We start from the raw sequence: 15744 nt of genomic DNA, 5'->3' as shown, positions 1-15744 counted from the left end.
CGCCCGATGCTAGGCCATGTCATCGAGCGCGCCCTCCAGGCGCTGCTGGTGATGCTCGTCATGTCGGCGCTGGTCTTCATCGGCGTCTATGCCATCGGCAACCCGATCGACGTCCTGATCGGCCCCGATGTCAGCCAGGACATCAGGCTCGAGACCATCGCCCGCTACGGGCTCGACCGGCCGCTCTGGGAGCAGTATTTCACCTTCCTCGGCCGCGTGCTCCACGGCGATTTCGGCCGTTCCTTCGTCTTCGGCATGCCGGTGCTCGATCTCATCCTGTCGCGCCTGCCGGCAACGCTGGAGCTGACGCTCGCGGCGGTCATCGGCGCGGCCCTGATCGGCGTGCCGGCAGGCATCTATGCCGGCTATCGGCCCGACAGCCTCCTCGCCAAGATCATCATGGCGATCTCGATCCTCGGCTTCTCGGTGCCGACCTTCTGGATCGGCCTCGTGCTGATCATCACCTTCGCCGTCGAGCTGCAATGGCTGCCGGCCGGCGGGCGCGGCGAGACGGCGAGCCTGTTCGGCATCGAATGGAGCTTCCTGACCCTGAACGGGCTCAGCCATCTCCTTTTGCCTGCGCTCAACCTCGCCTTCTTCAAGCTCGCGCTGATGACCCGGCTGGCGCGTGCCGGCACCCGCGAGGTCATGCTGACCGACACGGTGAAATTCGCCCGCGCCGCGGGCTTGTCGGAATGGACCGTGCTGCGCCGGCATGTGCTGCGGCTGATCGCGATCCCGCTCGTCACCGTCTTCGGCCTCGAATTCGCCTCGACGCTCGCCTTCGCCGTCGTCACCGAGACGATCTTCTCCTGGCCCGGCATCGGCAAGCTGATCATCGATTCGATCACCTCGCTCGATCGGCCGGTGATGGTCGCCTACCTGATGCTCGTCGCCTTCGTCTTCATCACCATCAATTTCCTCGTCGACCTCACCTATGTCGCGCTCGATCCGCGCCTGCGGAAGGCCCGCGCCTGATGAGTCCAGCCTCGCCGCTCGCTCGCTTCTGGGCCGAATTTCGCGAGAGCAAGGTCGCGCTCGCCGCCCTTGCCGTGGTCGTCCTGATGATCGGCGTCGCCGTGCTGGCACCCTGGATCGCGCCGCAGAACCCCTACGACCTCGCCAACCTGCCGCTGATGGATGCGCGCCGCCCGCCCGGCTATGTCGGCTCCAGCGGCTACACCCATATCCTCGGCACGGATTCGCAGGGGCGCGACCTGTTCTCGGCCATTCTCTACGGCCTGCGCATCTCGCTGCAGATGGGGCTCATCGCCGGCACGGTCGCGCTGACCCTGGGCGCCACCCTCGGCATCACCGCGGCCTATCTTGGCGGCCGCTGGGAGGCGTTCATCATGCGCGTGGTCGACCTGCAGCTCGCCTTTCCGGCGATCCTGCTCGCGCTGGTGATCTCGGCGCTGCTCGGCCAGGGCAAGGCCCAGCTGATCGCGGCGCTGGCGGCCGCCCAATACGCCTATTTCGCCCGCACCGCCCATGGCGCCGCCGCTGCAGAGCGCGGCAAGGATTATGTCGAGGCCGCCTTCTCGGTGCCCCTACCGGCCCGCCGGGTGGTCTGGCGCCATATCCTGCCCAACTGCCTGCCACCGCTGATCGTGGTGGCGACGGTCCAAGTCGCCAACGCGATCGCATTGGAGGCGACGCTCTCCTTCCTCGGGGTCGGCCTGCCGGTGACGGAGCCCTCGCTCGGCATGCTGATCTCGAACGGCTTCCAGTACATGCTGTCGGGCCGCTACTGGATCTCGATCTATCCCGGCCTCGCCCTGATCGCCCTGATCGTTGCCATCAACCTCGTCGGCGACCAGATCCGCGACCAGGTCAATCCGAGGCTGAAGCGATGAGGGGGCATGCGACCACGCTGCGAACGAACTCCGAGCACACCCCTCCCCCTTGTGGGGAGGGGCAGGGGTGGGGGGCGAGCGACTGGGTGAGCGCTCACCAGGCGGAACGCCCCCCATCCCCATACCCTTCCCCACAAGGGGGAAGGGAGGCGCACGCTCGTCCAGTGGAGCGCCCATCGTCATGACCGACGCGCCTCTCCTCGAAGTCACCGACCTCGTCACGCATTTCCACACCCGCGCCGGCGTGGTGAAGGCGGTCGACGGCGTCTCCTTCGCGCTCGCGCGCGGCGAGGTCATGGGGCTCGTCGGCGAATCCGGTTCGGGCAAGAGCATTACCGGCTTCTCGATCATCGGCCTGATCGATCCACCCGGCCGGGTCGAGAGCGGCTCGATCAAGCTGGAGGGGCGCGAGCTTCTCGGCCTGCCGGCGGCGGAACTCCGCGCCATTCGCGGCAAGGCGATCTCGATGGTCTTCCAGGACCCGCTGATGACGCTGAATCCGGTGCTCACCATCGGCGCGCAGATCCTGCTGGCGCTGGAGGCGCACGAGAAGGTCTCGGCGCAGGAGGGTCGCCGGCGCGCCATCGCGGCGCTTGCCCAGGTCCGGATTCCCGAGCCGGAGGCCAAGGTCGATTTCTATCCGCACCAGTTCTCCGGCGGCATGCGCCAGCGCGTCGCCATCGCGATCGCGCTGCTGCACAAGCCGAAGCTGATCATTTGCGACGAGCCGACGACCGCGCTCGACGTCTCGATCCAGGCCGAGATCCTGGCCGAGATGAAGGAGCTCGTCGCCGCGCTCGGCACGGCGCTGATCTGGATCAGCCACGATCTCGCGACGGTCGCGACGATCGCCGGCAAGGTCTGCGTCATGCGCCATGGCAGGATCGTCGAGGCCGGTCCGGTCCGCGAGGTACTGACCCGGCCGCAGCATCCCTATACCCAGGCCCTGCTCGATTCCCTGCCGTCCCGCGCCAGGCCCGGCCAGCTCCTGGCGCGTGGCGCCGGCGTCACCGATGCAGCCCCGCCGCCGCGTCTTGCGACGGGCGAGCGCCACGCACCGACGCCGGACGCGCCCTATTTCACCATGGAGCTGGTCAGCAAGCGCTTCGAGGAGCGGCCCGGCCCCTTGCGTCTGCTGCTGCAGAAGGTCGGGCTGCGCGGGGCGTCGCATGGCGTCCAGGCCGTCGATTCCGTCAGCCTGACGGTGACACGCGGCGAGGCGCTCGGTCTCGTCGGCGAATCCGGCTCCGGCAAGTCGACGCTCGGGCGCATGGCCGCCGGCATCTATGCGCCGGACGCCGGCACGGTCCTGCTCGACGGTGGGCGGGTGATGAGCGTGGGCGAGCGGCCGCACAAGGTGACGACCCGCATCCAGACCATCTTCCAGGACCCATTCGCCTCCCTGAACCCGCGCATGCGCATCGGCGACGCCATCGCCGAAGGGCCGGTGGCCCATGGCATCGTGACCAAGGCCGGTTCGGGCGAGTATGTCCGGCAATGGCTGGCCGCGGTCGGGCTCGATCCGGCCTTCGCCGAGCGCTATCCGCATCAGTTCTCCGGCGGCCAGCGCCAGCGCGTCGCGATCGCCCGGGCGCTGGCGATGCAGCCGGACGTCGTGATCTGCGACGAGCCGGTGGCCTCGCTCGACGTCTCGATCCAGGCGCAGATCATCAATCTGCTGATCCGCCTGCGCGCCGAACTGGACCTGACGCTGGTCTTCATCTCGCACGACCTCTCGGTGGTGCGCCATCTCTGCGACCGGGTGGCGATCATGTATCGCGGCTGGATCGTCGAGGAGGGGCCGGCGGGCGAGATCTACGACAATCCGCAGCACGACTACACGAAGCGCCTGCTCGCCGCCGTGCCCGTGCTGCCGACGCCATGAGTTTTTGCACCCGTCGTCATTCCGGCCGCAGCGAAGCCGAGCGCCGGAATCCGTCGTAGGGTTCCCGCTCTACGACGGGTTCCGGAGCTGCGCCGCTTGAGCGGCTTGTCCGGAATGACGGTGTGTTCGAACCGAGAACAAGGAGGCACTGCAATGGCCGAACTCGAACCCTGGCAATGGCCGGAAGAGACCTGGCGCGCCAAGGTCGACCGCGTCCGCGCCGGCCGCAACCTCAAGCCGGCCAGGTGGAAGAACGGCGCCCGCTGCGCGGTGGCGCTCTCCTTCGACGTCGACCACGAGACCAATGAGCTGCGCGACGGCGGCGCGTCGGTCGGCCGGCTGTCCTGGGGCCAGTATGGCAACCGCGCCGGCATGCCGCGCATCCTGAACCTGATGGCGAAGGAGCAGATCCAGGCGACCTTCTTCGTGCCGGCGGTGACCGCGCTGCTTTATCCCGACGAGCAGCGCCGGGTGATCGCCGAAGGCCACGAGATCGGGCTGCATGGCTGGATCCACGAGGTCAACACTGCCGTGCCGCCGGCAGCCGAGCGCGAGCTGCACCTGCGCGCCGCCGACACGCTGGAGAAGGTCACCGGCGTCAGGCCGGTCGGGATGCGCACGCCGTCCTGGGATTTCTCGGAGGTGACGCTGAGCGTCGAGCGCGAGCTCGGCCTGCTCTACGACTCGTCGCTCTTCGCCGATGACGATCCCTACGAGATCGTCGAGAAGGGCGAGGCCACCGGCATGGTCGAGCTGCCGGTGGAGTGGATCCGCGACGACGCGGTCTATTTCAACATGAACCGCTTCCAGGCGCTCAGGCCCTATACCGCGCCCGAGGCGGTGTTCGACATCTTCCGCCGCGAGTTCGACGGCGCCTATGAGGATGGCGGGCTCTTCCTCCTGACCATGCACCCCCATGTCATCACCTACCGCTCGCGCTTCTGGATCCTCGAGGAGCTGATCCGGCACGCCAAGGCGAAGGGCGATTGCTGGTTCGCGAGCCATGCCGAGATCGCGGCCTATGTGAAGCAGGAGGCGGGTCTCTAGCGCTCGGCAGGGCAAAGGCGCGTGCAGCAAGGGAGCGGGCAGGGTTCCGGGAACCCTGCCCGATTTCGGCCGTTTTCGGTTCATGGCGGGTTCAGTGCGCGGGCGCACTGTTGCGCCAAATCCTCAATAAGGAAACGGACCCCATGACGCGCACCAAGAGCTGGCTCCTGATCGGAACCGTTCTCCCTGGCCTGACCCTGTCGCAGGCCGGCTTCGCGATCGAGCCGGGCCAGCCATTCCCGCAAATCGCGCAAGCGCCGCCGGCTTCGTCCGATGACGCGCCCGACCAGCGTCGCCGGCAGCGCCCGCAAGGTGCGCCCGGCGGTCCGGCCGAGACCCGGCCCGAGCGACCGCGCCCTGCGCCTGGAGCGCCCGGCGCTCCTCCGGCCGTGCAGCGGCCAGCGGCACCGGCCGCTCCCGGGGCGGCGCCACCGGCCCAGCGTCAGCCCACCCCGGCCCCCACCGCACCGCGCCCCGCGCCGCCGACAGGCGCGCCGCCCGAGCCGCGTCGCGATCCGCCCATGCCGCGGGCTGTCCCACCGATCATGGCGCCCGGCGCGCAGCAGCCCGGCAGCCCGCCGGCGACGCGTCCGCAGCCCGTTCCCGGTCAGCCGCCGGCCGTCCGGCCGCCGCCGGTGACGGCGCCCACGCGTCCGACGCCCGTTCCGCCCGCAGTGACCGCTCCGAGCGCGCCCGTTCCGCCGGCTGTGCCCACGGCTCCGCGTACCGCGCCAGCGCCGCAGACCGGCCAGCCGCCCGGCGCTCCTCCGTCGGCTCGCCCGCCGGGCACGCCGCCCGGCCAGCCGCCGGCTGCGCGGCCCACCCCCGTGCCGCCCGCGACGGCGCCCGGCCAGACCCAGGCGACGCCGCCCGTGACGACCCCAGGCCAGCCGCCCGCCGCGCGTCCCGGCCAGCCGCCCGGCGCTCCGCCGCAGCCCGGCCAGCCGCCTGCGGCTCAGCCCGGCCAGCCCGGCGTTCCCCCGGTGGCGCGCCCGCCGGGCACTGCGCCCGGGACGGCGCCGCAACCCGGCCAGCCTCCTGCCGCTCAGCCCGGTCAACCCGGCGTTCCCCCGGTGGCGCGTCCGCCGGGCACTCCGCCCGGCATCCCCGGCCAAACCCAGGCCACGCCGCCAGCGCCGCAACCCGGCCAGCCGGGCGCCCGTCCGCCCGGCACGGGGCCCGCGCAGCCGGGTCAGACCGGCGTGCCGCCGGGCCAGCCCCCGATCGCCCGCCCGCCGGGGCAGCCCCAGCCCGGCCAGCTCCAGCCGCAGGTCACGCCGCCGCCCGGCCAACCCGGCGTGCCGGGCCAGCCGATGGCCCCCGACAGGCAGGGTCGCCGTGGCGGCATCGGCCTTGGCGGCGCGGCTGCGATCGGCCGGCGTTCTCGGCGGCATCATGGCGACCCAGGGCGCCGACCGGCTCGACGACGTGCGCGGCCGGCGCGAGGAGCGCCGCGAGGGCGACGTCACCATCATCCGCGAGCCCGGCCGCACGATCATTCGTGGCGACGACGACCGCTATGTCATCCGTCGCGACGAGGACCAGCGCTTCCGCGATCTCGGCTGGCAGGGCCGCACCGAGCGCCGTGACGGCGAGACGCGGACCGTGTTCGAACGTCCCGACGGCACCCGCGTCGTCACGGTCACCGACGAGGATGGCCGCCTGATCAGGCGGACCCGCTTCGATCGCGACGGGCGCGAGGTCGTGATCATCGACAATACGCGCCGCGATGGTGGCCGCCCCAGCTTCGCCGAGGAGGTCGTCGTGCTCGAACAGCCGCCGCTGCGGATCCCGCGCGAGCGCTATGTCGTCGACGCCGACCAGGCCGACGAGCGCCTGATCTACGAGACGATCATGGCCCCGCCGGTCGCACCGCTGCCGCGACGCTACACGCTCGACGAGGTGCGCTACTCGCCCGACCTGCGCGCCCGCATGCGCAGCGTCGATATCGACACGATCACCTTCGAGACGGGGTCGTGGGAGGTCTCGCAGGGACAGGCGCAGCGCCTGTCGGTGATCGCGGCCTCGATCCGGCAGGCCTTGCAGAGCTCGCCGAACGAGGTCTTCCTCGTCGAGGGCCATACCGACGCCGTCGGTCCCGATGTCGACAACTTGTCGCTGTCGGATCGCCGGGCGCAGTCGGTCGGCGAAATCCTGACCCGCGACTTCCAGGTGCCGCCGGAGAACCTGACGACCCAGGGCTATGGCGAGCAATATCTCAAAGTGAACACGCAGGAGGCCTCGCGCGAGAACCGGCGCGTGACGCTCAGGCGCATCACCCCACTGCTCACCGGCCAGAACCAGCAGTGAGGCAAGAGACGAGGCGGCGTTGCGGCGCCGCCTCGTCTTGCTCAGACCTCCTCGATCCAGGCACGCAGTCGCGCCACCGCCGAACGCTTGCGGCCGGTGACGAAGCGGGAGGCGTCGAGGTCGAAGCGGACCCCCAATTCCCGCTCCGCCTGTTTCAGCCAGCGCGGAAAAGCCTGGAGATTGCCGGCGCCGAGCGGCGTGATCCCAACATCGTTCCGGAGCACGCTGCCGTTGCGTTCGTCGAAACGGCTATGATTGCCGCTGTCGATGATGCCGAGCGACCAGTCGAATTCGGGCATGGGTCGCAGCGACAGCGAGAGCAGGTATCCGGAGCCGCCGGCCTCTGGGATCGCGCATCCGATCACCCAGTCGTCGCCGTCGAGGCCGAGATCGAGCGCCTTCGCCAGGGCCATGCTCTCGCTGCCGGTGCGGCGCGCGCGCTCGGCCTGCGACAGGCGATCGATCAGGGCGATGAATTCCGGCTCGGCCGGCTGCGCCAGGGGCAGGGCGGCTTCGGCATGGCCGAGCAGGATGGAATGGTGTTCGTCCTGTCGCGGCAGGTTCAAGCCGCCGTCGAGGAAATCCCGCAGCAGCGCGACGCGGGCGCCCGGCGTCAGCAGCACGATCAGGACCATGCCCCAGAAGCCGAGCTCGGTGACCCAATAGCCGTCGTCGCGCTTGTCATGCCGGTAGTTGAGATGGCGTAGCGTCGCGAGCAGGCGTTCGCCCTCACCGGTGAAGGCGGCGAAATTCTTGGCCTTGGCGCGCTGCCCCGGCAGATGGCTGAATTTGCAGACATAGTTCAACAGTTTGAGACGCTGCTTCAGCTCGGCGGCATTCGCTGTCGGTCCGCCCGCCACCGAGCCGTTCTCGTCGAAGCCGAAGATCCAGAGCAAAGGCAGGGGCTTGGCGAGCACGGCGGGCTGGCTCTGCTTCGGCGGCAGCAACCTGCGGTAAGCCTGTTGCAACGTGGCGAACTCGGCCTGCGGCACGGCTGTGAGAGCGTTCCTCTCGTATGCGAGGAACTGCCGCAACATCTCGCTCGCCCCGTCCTTGTCGGTCATCGCTTTCCAGCCGGTATCGCGTCACATCACCTGGCGGCGACTATCGCAACCGCGTGCGGCATGGGCAATTCCGGCACCGCGCTGGAACCAGCCTCGCCTGTGCCGGTTGTTCCAACAGGCCGGTCATGGCTGCCGGCCCGACTGGAGGGGTGGCATGCGCAAGACCCAATGGCTCCTGATTGCCCTGATATTAGCGGGTCTCGTTGCGGCCGAGGCCGTCGCGGCGCAATCGCCGCCGCCGCAACAGCGCCAGCAGCGCGCACCAGGCGTGCCGATGGCGCCGAATGCAGGCGAGGTGCAAAAGGTCGAGCCGCGCTCCGATCGCGTCGAGGCGACGCGGGAGCGCGAGCGGTTGGCGCGAGACCGTTCGGGGCCGCCGAACCCGAGCCGCGAAGTGCCGATGCCGAAGCCGGTGCCGTCGATCATCGCACCTACTCGGTAGCGCTCGCGGTTTCGGATTCAGATTTGCGTAAGGCTCGCCGCCTATGCTCGCGGCGAGGAGCATCGACATGAGCGATTCCGTTGCCATTGCGCAGGCCTTCGTCGCGACGCAGGCCGCCACCACGCGCCAGGCCCTGCAGACCGAGATGGTGAAGCAGCAGGCCGACGCTGACCAGGCGCTCGTGGCGATGCTGCAGCAGAGCGCCGACATGCAGAAGGCAGCCCTCGCCGAGGGCCAGGGCCAGAATCTCGACATCTTCGCCTGAAGTATCCGTCATTTGCGGGAAGGCCTCCGCTCGGCGCAATGTCGCGGCGGCATGGCCGCTGCTCTGTTGCCGGCTTGCGCATCGCCGCCGGCACGCCTACCTTCCGCGCTGTTCCGAGGGGTGCTCGCAAGGGCTGAGATGGCGATAAGCCGAACCCGTCGAACCTGATCCGGGTCATACCGGCGGAGGGACTGGAACGCGGCATGGGCCCTACCCGTATCCGCAGACAGCGACTGGACCGCTTCTAAACCCGGATCTCCTGAACCTTGGACCAAGGAGGAGATCCCATGAACGCCCACACCAAACCGCAGAAGAACAGCGTCAAGACCGCGCCGCAAACGGTGACGACCGGTCCGATCATCGGCTCGCGCAAGATCTATGTCGCGCCGCCCGAGCATCCCGAAATGCGGGTCCCGTTCCGCGAGGTGCAGCTCACCACGGATTCCGAGCCGCCGGTGCGGATCTACGACCCCTCCGGCCCTTTCACCGAGACCGACGTCTCGATCGACCTCAATGCCGGCCTGCCGCAGCCGCGCCGGGCCTGGCTCGACGCCCGCGGCTTCCAGACCGTGCCCGGCCGCACTGTGACCGCCGCCGATAACGGTCATATCGGCGAGGAGCATCTCGTCCCGTCCTGCCCGGCGCAGCGCCCGATCCTCGAGGCCAGGCCCGGCCAGATGGCGACGCAATACGAGTTCGCCCGAGCCGGCATCATCACCCCCGAGATGATCTACGTCGCCCATCGCGAGAATCTCGGCCGGGCGGCGATGCTGGAGGGCGCGAAGGAGCGCCATGCCGATGGCGAAAGCTTCGGCGCCTCGGTTCCCGAGTTCGTCACGCCCGAATTCGTCCGCGAGGAGATCGCGCGCGGCCGCGCCATCATCCCGGCGAACATCAACCATCCCGAGCTGGAGCCGATGGCGATCGGCCGCAACTTCCTGGTCAAGATCAACGCCAATATCGGCAATTCGGCCGTCACCTCCGGCGCGGCCGAGGAGGTCGAGAAGCTGGTCTGGGCCATCCGTTGGGGCGCCGACACGGTCATGGACCTCTCGACCGGCCGCAACATCCACAACATCCGCTCCTGGATCCTGCGCAACTCGCCGGTGCCGATCGGCACGGTGCCGATCTATCAGGCGCTGGAGAAGGTCGGCGGCGACCCGATCAAGCTCGACTGGGAGGTGTTCAAGGACACGCTGATCGAGCAGGCCGAGCAGGGCGTCGACTATTTCACCATCCATGCCGGCGTGCGCCTGCCTTACGTGCCGCTGACGGCGAACCGCGTCACCGGCATCGTCTCGCGCGGCGGCTCGATCATGGCGCGCTGGTGCCTGGCGCATCACAAGGAGAGCTTCCTCTACGAGCGCTTCGACGAGATTTGCGACATCATGCGCAAATACGACGTCTCCTTCTCGCTCGGAGACGGCTTGCGTCCGGGCTCGATCGCCGACGCCAATGACCGTGCCCAGTTCGCCGAGCTGGAGACGCTGGGCGAGCTCACCAAGGTCGCCTGGGACAAGGGCTGCCAGGTGATGATCGAGGGCCCCGGCCATGTGCCGATGCACAAGATCAAGGAGAACATGGACAAGCAGCTGCGCGAATGTGGCGAGGCGCCGTTCTATACCTTGGGCCCGCTGACCACCGACATCGCGCCGGGCTATGACCACATCACCTCGGGCATCGGGGCGGCGATGATCGGCTGGTATGGCTGCGCCATGCTCTGCTATGTCACGCCGAAGGAGCATCTCGGCCTGCCGAACCGCGACGACGTCAAGACCGGCGTGATCACCTACCGCATCGCCGCCCATGCCGCCGATCTCGCCAAGGGCCATCCGGCCGCGAAGATCCGCGACGACGCCGTCTCCCGCGCCCGCTTCGACTTCCGCTGGGAGGACCAGTTCAACCTGGCGCTCGATCCCGACACGGCGCGCTCCTTCCATGACGAGACCCTGCCGAAGGACGCCCACAAGGTCGCGCATTTCTGCTCGATGTGCGGGCCAAAATTCTGCTCGATGAAGATCACGCAGGATCTGCGCGCCGAGGTGCTGGCGATGGGCGAGAATGAGCGCGCTGCGCTCGAGGGCATGGCCCAGCAAGGCATGGCGGAGAAGTCGCAGGAATTCCTCGCCAAGGGCGGCAATCTCTATTTGCCGGCCGCCGAATGAGCGCGACAGTGACCGCTGACCGCCTCGACGCGAAAGCCGTCGCGGCGGTGCTGAGGCGCGTGGCGGAAGGCCGGCCGCGCGTGCAGTGCCTGACCAATACGGTGGCGCAGAACATCACCGCCAACATGCTGCTCGCCTTCGGCGCGATCCCCTCGATGGCGATCCATGTCGACGAGGTCGCGGCGATGGCGGAAGGCGCCGGCGCGATCCTGATCAATATCGGCACGATCAATGCCGAGAGCGAGCTCGCCATCCCCAAACTGCTCGAGGTGGCGCGCGATCGGGCTAAGCCACTCGTCTTCGACCCGGTCTTCGTCGAGCTCTCGCCCTTGCGCCGGCATGTGGCGCGCGAGGTGCTGCGGCTCTCGAACATCGTCGTGCGCGGCAACGCCACCGAGATGGCCGCGCTCGAAGCCGATCTCGAGGCGGCACGCGACCGCGACCTGACCCTCGTCACCACCGGCAAGGTCGATCGCATCACTGGGGCGACCGGGACGCTGTCCGTCGCCCATGGCCACCCGCTGATGACGAAGGTCACCGGCGTCGGCTGCGCGGCGGGCGCCCTGATCGCCGCCTGCTGCGCGGTCGAGAAGGACCCGGTCGTCGCGGCCGCAGTGGCCCTGACCGCCTATGGCATCGCCGGCGAGATCGCGGCGGAGCGGGCGAGGGGGCCGGGCAGCTTCGAGCCGGAGCTGATCGACGCACTGGCGAATCTCGACGAAGCGACCCTGCGGGCGCACATGGGAGAGCGGTCATGAGCGTCGATATCCGCCTCTATGGCATCGTCGATCCGCAGATCGCCGGCGGCCGCTCGCTCGCCGATCTGGCACGCGCCGCCGCCGAAGGTGGCGCGACGCTGATCCAGCTTCGTGCCAAGACCGAGACGACGCGCGAGATGGTGCGCGAGGCCCGCGCCATCCGCTCGGCCCTGCACGGCACCCATGTGCCGCTGCTGATCAACGACCGGGTCGATGTCGCGCTGGCGTCGGGCGCCGACGGCGTCCATCTCGGCGCCGACGACATGAAGCCGAACGACGCTCGCCGCCTGCTCGGGCCGCGCGCCATCATCGGCGCGACGCTGAAGCACGAGGACGAGCTCAAGGAGCTGGCGGCGGCGAAGATCGACTATGCCTGCATCGGCGGCGTCTTCCAGACCGCGCACAAGGACAATGCCGACGCGCCGCTCGGGCTCGACGGCTTCGCGGCCCTGCGCCGGAAAGCCGCGTCGGTGCTGGGATCCCTGCCGGTCGGCGCCATTGCCGGCATCACGGCGGCCAATGCGGCCTCGGTGATCGAGGCCGGCGCCGATGGCGTCGCGGTGATCGGCGCGCTCTTCGTCCAGGACGATGTCGAGGCGGCCGCGCGCGAATTGCGGGCCGTGATCGAACGGCTTCTGCCGACCGTCGAGGAGACGCCGGTCGGCGCCTGATCCCGGCCGGCAATGCCGCGCGCGCAGCCCCGCTAGGAGGCGCCGGCCCCTTGCCTCGCGGCGCTCGCTCCCGCATGAACGGCGGAACCAAGAGGGAGCGCCCGCCATGACGAACTACGTGATCGATCCGCCCGCCATCAGCGCGGTGCCGGTGGCCGGCGGCGGTCTCTTTCCGGTCCGGCGGGTCTTCTGCGTCGGCCGCAACTATGCCGAGCACACCCGCGAGATGGGCGGCGACCCCGACCGCGAGGAGCCGTTCTTCTTCTCCAAGCCGGCCGACGCGCTCGTCATCAACGGCGCCGACATGCCCTATCCGAGCAAGACCAAGGACCTGCATCACGAGATGGAGCTGGTCGTCGCGATCGGCACCGGCGGCAAGGACATCCCCGAGGCCGAGGCGCTGGCCCATGTCTATGGCTATGCCGCCGGGCTCGACATGACCCGCCGCGACCTGCAGGGCGAGGCCAAGAAGGCCGGCCGCCCCTGGGACATGAGTAAGGGCTTCGACCAGTCAGCGCCGATCGGCGAGATCGCGCCGGCGAGCCATAGCGGCCACCCCAGCGCCGGCAAGATCGAGCTCACCGTCAATGGCCGCGTGCGCCAGAGCTCCGACCTCTCCAAGCTGATCTGGAGCGTGCCCGAGACCATCGCCTATCTCTCCGGCCTGGTGGCGCTCGCGCCCGGCGACCTGATCTTTACCGGCACGCCGGAAGGCGTCGCCGCAGTCGAGCGTGGCGACGTGCTGGAAGGCGAGATCGCCGGCATCGGCACCGTGCGTGCCCGGATCGTTTGAATTAGCTCCCAAGGAATTGTGAACATGCGCCTGACCCCCGACGCCGCCGGCGTCTATCCCATCGCGCCGACGCCCTTCAATGCCGATGGCAGCGTCGACTGGACCAGCACCGACCGGTTGTTCGAGTTCTATGCCGGCATCGGCTCGGACGGCGTCACCGTGCTCGGGATCATGGGCGAGGCGCCCAAGCTCGAGCCGGAGGAATCGGTCGGCCTGGTCAAGCGCGCCGTGGCGAAGATGGGCGGCAAGCCGATCATCGTCGGCGTTTCGGCGCCCGGCTTCGCCGCGATGCGTTCGCTGGCGCGCCAGGTGATGGCTCTCGGCGCCGGCGGCGTGATGATCGCGCCGCCGCCAAGCCTGCGCACCGACGACCAGATCGTCGGCTATTACGCGCAGGCGGTCGAGGCGATCGGCACCGACATCCCCTTCGTCATCCAGGATTATCCGCTGACGCTCTCGGTGGTGATGACGCCGGCCGTGATCCGCCGCATCGTCCAGGACAATCCCTCCTGCGTGATGCTGAAGCATGAGGATTGGCCGGGGCTCGAGAAGATCTCGACCCTGCGCAAGTTCCAGGCCGACGGCTCGCTGCGCAAGATCGCGATCCTGACCGGCAATGGCGGCCTCTTCCTCGATTTCGAGATGGAGCGCGGCGCCGACGGCGCCAATACCGGCTACGCCTTCCCGGAGCTGCTGATCGACGTGGTGCGCTTCAGCAAGGAGGGCAAGCGCGACGCGGCCCATGACATCTTCGACGCGCATCTGCCGCTGTTGCGCTACGAGCAGCAGCAGGGCGTCGGCCTCGCCGTCCGCAAATACACGATGATGAAGCGCGGCATCCTGGCCAGCGACGCCCAGCGCAAGCCGGGCGCCGGCCTCACCGCCGCAGCGAAGGCCGAGGTCGACTACCTGCTGGCGCGGCTGGCAAAGCACGATCCGCGCGCGAAGGTGTGAAGCGAGCGCGCCTCTTCCCTTCTCCCCCTGCGGGAGAAGGTGGCGCGAAGCGCCGGATGAGGGGTCGCGCGCGCCCTTTCCGCGTCATGGTCGGGCCTGTCCCGACCATCCACGTCTTCGTCTATCGAATGCCGTATTCAAGACGTGGATGCTCGCCACGAGGGCGAGCATGACTCGAAGGTCGCGTGACCCCTCATCCGTCTCGGCTTCGCCGAGCCACCTTCTCCCGCAGGGGGAGAAGGGAAGCGCGCTGCCTGGTTGATCCTCAGTGATGCTTGTGCTCGGCCGCCCCGGACGAGCCCTTGGCGCCGATGCCCTCGACCTTGAATTCGACCTCGACGGTGCCGGCCTTCTCGAAGGTCAGCGTCGCCTTGAGGCGCTCGTCCTGCTTCAGGGGCTGCTTCAGCTCCTGGAACATGATGTGGAAGCCGCCGGGCTTGAACTCGACCTTGGCGCCTGGCGGTATCTCGATGCCCTTTTCCAGCTCGCGCATGGTCATGACGCCATTGTTGACCGCCATCTCGTGGATCTCGCCACGGCCGGCAAAGGGGGCCGAGACCGAGACCAGCCGGTCGGGCGTCGTGCCGGTATTCTCGATCGAGAGATAGCCGCCGCCGACCTTGGCACCGGCCGGCGTGGCGCGCGACCAGGGATGGTCGATCTTCAGCGGGCCGGCCTTGTAGTCATGGGCGAAGGCGGTGGTGCCTGCGAGCGCGAAGGCGATCGCGGCGAGATAATGAACGGGCTTGTGCATCGGAAAGGTCCTGAAAAGGGAACATGGCCGTTCGCGAACGGCCAGAAGGCCCGGATTCCTGCGGCGGAGCCGTCGAGGAGCGCGGGGAAAGCGGCAGGCTTCTAGCTGCGGGCCGGCGGCGCGCGCGATTGCGGCAGGCCGAGACCGATGCCCGGCAGAACGCCCGTCTCATGCTGGGCCGGCTGGGCGAGCGTGACGGCGATCCGCAGGCTTGCGGGTTGCAGTGCGCCCGGCGGCGCGGCGACGACCGGGTTGGCCGGGCAGCCCTGGCAATGCAGCTGGCCTTGCTGCGGCTGCGGGCTCTCCGGATCGGCCGCAGGCTGTCCCGAGCACAGCGTCGCGGCCGCCAATGCCGGATGCGCTGCCAGCACGAGCGTTGGCGCAAGCCCGGCAGCTAGCACGGCGAGCCCATAGAACGCCGCCAGCCAGGCTCCGAGACCGGAGCGGCGCAGGCGCGCGAGCAGGGGGGCGAAAGCCGACATCAGGCGACATGGCGCGCCGGCCCGCCATCCGTCAAGCCGCCTGCTGTCGCAGGACGAGGCCGAGGCTGCGCGACGAAAGATTCTGCTGTTTCCCGGCTTCGGCCGGAAAGCTTCGTATCGCTCGTCGTGTTTTTTTAAAAGAACGATCGGGTTGACAAACAGGATGCCTCGGACCAGATTGAAGCCGTCGCCGGACTTGGGTTCCGGCGTCCGCGGAGATTTGAGCGAGCAGCTTGCGCCGCGTCACCAAACGCTAAAGCGGAGTTTGACATGACGATTTCGATCCTGCCCCGACCAG

The 15744-nt window shown here is 69.0% G+C and carries 16 protein-coding genes and 1 riboswitch; of the genes, 12 read left to right on the top strand and 4 right to left on the bottom strand.

The genetic code is table 11. From position 1 onward, the window contains the following. Positions 1–6: 6 nt before the first annotated feature. The 4 genes from ACTIF2_RS00905 to ACTIF2_RS00890 all read left to right on the top strand — a co-directional run bounded on the left by ACTIF2_RS00905 (position 7) and on the right by ACTIF2_RS00890 (position 4788). Complete coding sequence (locus ACTIF2_RS00905) at positions 7–978, top strand: ABC transporter permease (protein ID WP_439495127.1); 972 nt, start codon at positions 7–9, stop codon at positions 976–978. Then, a complete protein-coding gene (locus ACTIF2_RS00900; protein WP_439495126.1) occupies positions 978–1856 on the top strand; it encodes an ABC transporter permease in 879 nt (292 codons plus the stop codon). Before ACTIF2_RS00905 ends, ACTIF2_RS00900 begins: the two co-directional genes overlap by 1 nt. Before the next feature lie 181 nt (positions 1857–2037). After that, positions 2038–3741, top strand: a complete 1704-nt coding sequence (locus ACTIF2_RS00895) for a dipeptide ABC transporter ATP-binding protein (RefSeq protein WP_439495125.1) — start codon at positions 2038–2040, stop codon at positions 3739–3741. 153 nt (positions 3742–3894) lie between these two features. Next, positions 3895–4788: a polysaccharide deacetylase family protein gene (locus ACTIF2_RS00890; protein WP_439495124.1), complete on the top strand. Its 894-nt coding sequence runs from the start codon at positions 3895–3897 to the stop codon at positions 4786–4788. A 1192-nt stretch (positions 4789–5980) separates the two neighbouring features. On the opposite strand, the gene ACTIF2_RS00885 is transcribed toward ACTIF2_RS00890, so the two are convergent. Continuing rightward, positions 5981–6136, bottom strand: coding sequence for a hypothetical protein (locus tag ACTIF2_RS00885; protein WP_439495123.1), 156 nt, complete (start codon positions 6134–6136; stop codon positions 5981–5983). Between ACTIF2_RS00885 and ACTIF2_RS00880 the strand changes: the two genes are divergently transcribed. Next, complete coding sequence (locus ACTIF2_RS00880) at positions 6127–7098, top strand: OmpA family protein (RefSeq protein WP_439495122.1); 972 nt, start codon at positions 6127–6129, stop codon at positions 7096–7098. The genes ACTIF2_RS00885 and ACTIF2_RS00880 overlap by 10 nt on opposite strands. A 41-nt stretch (positions 7099–7139) precedes the next feature. Here ACTIF2_RS00880 and ACTIF2_RS00875 read toward each other — a convergent pair whose 3' ends face one another. Next, entirely contained in the window at positions 7140–8162 is a 1023-nt protein-coding gene (locus ACTIF2_RS00875; RefSeq protein WP_439495121.1) for a hypothetical protein, read from the bottom strand. Between the two features lie 154 nt (positions 8163–8316). Between ACTIF2_RS00875 and ACTIF2_RS00870 the strand changes: the two genes are divergently transcribed. The 7 genes from ACTIF2_RS00870 to ACTIF2_RS00840 all read left to right on the top strand — a co-directional run bounded on the left by ACTIF2_RS00870 (position 8317) and on the right by ACTIF2_RS00840 (position 14210). After that, on the top strand, positions 8317–8604 hold the full coding sequence (locus tag ACTIF2_RS00870; RefSeq protein WP_439495120.1) for a hypothetical protein: 288 nt from the start codon (positions 8317–8319) through the stop codon (positions 8602–8604). Positions 8605–8671: 67 nt separating this feature from the next. Beyond that, positions 8672–8869, top strand: coding sequence for a hypothetical protein (locus ACTIF2_RS00865; protein WP_439495119.1), 198 nt, complete (start codon positions 8672–8674; stop codon positions 8867–8869). 106 nt (positions 8870–8975) lie between these two features. Continuing rightward, positions 8976–9078: riboswitch (TPP riboswitch) on the top strand. Between the two features lie 78 nt (positions 9079–9156). Next, positions 9157–11034: a phosphomethylpyrimidine synthase ThiC gene (gene thiC, locus ACTIF2_RS00860; protein WP_439495118.1), complete on the top strand. Its 1878-nt coding sequence runs from the start codon at positions 9157–9159 to the stop codon at positions 11032–11034. Between the two features lie 8 nt (positions 11035–11042). Further along, entirely contained in the window at positions 11043–11792 is a 750-nt protein-coding gene (locus ACTIF2_RS00855) for a hydroxyethylthiazole kinase (protein ID WP_439495117.1), read from the top strand. Beyond that, on the top strand, positions 11789–12463 hold the full coding sequence (thiE, locus tag ACTIF2_RS00850; RefSeq protein ID WP_439495116.1) for a thiamine phosphate synthase: 675 nt from the start codon (positions 11789–11791) through the stop codon (positions 12461–12463). Before ACTIF2_RS00855 ends, thiE begins: the two co-directional genes overlap by 4 nt. A gap of 106 nt (positions 12464–12569) precedes the next feature. Next, positions 12570–13256 carry a fumarylacetoacetate hydrolase family protein gene (locus ACTIF2_RS00845; RefSeq protein ID WP_439495115.1) on the top strand — a complete coding sequence of 229 codons (687 nt, stop codon included), beginning with the start codon at positions 12570–12572 and terminating at the stop codon, positions 13254–13256. Positions 13257–13280: 24 nt separating this feature from the next. Continuing rightward, complete coding sequence (locus tag ACTIF2_RS00840) at positions 13281–14210, top strand: dihydrodipicolinate synthase family protein (RefSeq protein WP_439495114.1); 930 nt, start codon at positions 13281–13283, stop codon at positions 14208–14210. A gap of 265 nt (positions 14211–14475) precedes the next feature. On the opposite strand, the gene ACTIF2_RS00835 is transcribed toward ACTIF2_RS00840, so the two are convergent. Together ACTIF2_RS00835 and ACTIF2_RS00830 are read right to left on the bottom strand one after the other, a co-directional pair. Beyond that, positions 14476–14964 carry a copper chaperone PCu(A)C gene (locus tag ACTIF2_RS00835; protein WP_439495113.1) on the bottom strand — a complete coding sequence of 163 codons (489 nt, stop codon included), beginning with the start codon at positions 14962–14964 and terminating at the stop codon, positions 14476–14478. A 101-nt stretch (positions 14965–15065) separates the two neighbouring features. After that, the gene (locus tag ACTIF2_RS00830; protein ID WP_439495112.1) at positions 15066–15446 is read right to left on the bottom strand and encodes a hypothetical protein; all 381 of its coding nucleotides are present in this window, start codon (positions 15444–15446) and stop codon (positions 15066–15068) included. Positions 15447–15744: the final 298 nt, after the last annotated feature.

Origin of the sequence: Allobosea sp., from assembly GCF_051860145.1 — a bacterium.
Taxonomy (GTDB): domain Bacteria; phylum Pseudomonadota; class Alphaproteobacteria; order Rhizobiales; family Beijerinckiaceae; genus Allobosea.
Note: the sequence above shows the minus strand (reverse complement) of the source record. Positions and strands in the feature narration are given on the sequence as shown.

Bases quoted from the DNA above. Each gene is read 5' to 3' on its own strand.
- ACTIF2_RS00905 (WP_439495127.1), top strand. From the start codon at position 7: ATGCTAGGCCATGTCATCGAGCGCGCCCTCCAGGCGCTGCTGGTGATG.
- ACTIF2_RS00900 (WP_439495126.1), top strand. From the start codon at position 978: ATGAGTCCAGCCTCGCCGCTCGCTCGCTTCTGGGCCGAATTTCGCGAG.
- ACTIF2_RS00895 (WP_439495125.1), top strand. From the start codon at position 2,038: ATGACCGACGCGCCTCTCCTCGAAGTCACCGACCTCGTCACGCATTTC.
- ACTIF2_RS00890 (WP_439495124.1), top strand. From the start codon at position 3,895: ATGGCCGAACTCGAACCCTGGCAATGGCCGGAAGAGACCTGGCGCGCC.
- ACTIF2_RS00885 (WP_439495123.1), bottom strand. From the start codon at position 6,136: ATGCCGCCACGGCGACCCTGCCTGTCGGGGGCCATCGGCTGGCCCGGC.
- ACTIF2_RS00875 (WP_439495121.1), bottom strand. From the start codon at position 8,162: ATGACCGACAAGGACGGGGCGAGCGAGATGTTGCGGCAGTTCCTCGCA.
- ACTIF2_RS00870 (WP_439495120.1), top strand. From the start codon at position 8,317: ATGCGCAAGACCCAATGGCTCCTGATTGCCCTGATATTAGCGGGTCTC.
- ACTIF2_RS00865 (WP_439495119.1), top strand. From the start codon at position 8,672: ATGAGCGATTCCGTTGCCATTGCGCAGGCCTTCGTCGCGACGCAGGCC.
- thiC (WP_439495118.1), top strand. From the start codon at position 9,157: ATGAACGCCCACACCAAACCGCAGAAGAACAGCGTCAAGACCGCGCCG.
- thiE (WP_439495116.1), top strand. From the start codon at position 11,789: ATGAGCGTCGATATCCGCCTCTATGGCATCGTCGATCCGCAGATCGCC.
- ACTIF2_RS00845 (WP_439495115.1), top strand. From the start codon at position 12,570: ATGACGAACTACGTGATCGATCCGCCCGCCATCAGCGCGGTGCCGGTG.
- ACTIF2_RS00840 (WP_439495114.1), top strand. From the start codon at position 13,281: ATGCGCCTGACCCCCGACGCCGCCGGCGTCTATCCCATCGCGCCGACG.
- ACTIF2_RS00835 (WP_439495113.1), bottom strand. From the start codon at position 14,964: ATGCACAAGCCCGTTCATTATCTCGCCGCGATCGCCTTCGCGCTCGCA.
- ACTIF2_RS00830 (WP_439495112.1), bottom strand. From the start codon at position 15,446: ATGTCGGCTTTCGCCCCCCTGCTCGCGCGCCTGCGCCGCTCCGGTCTC.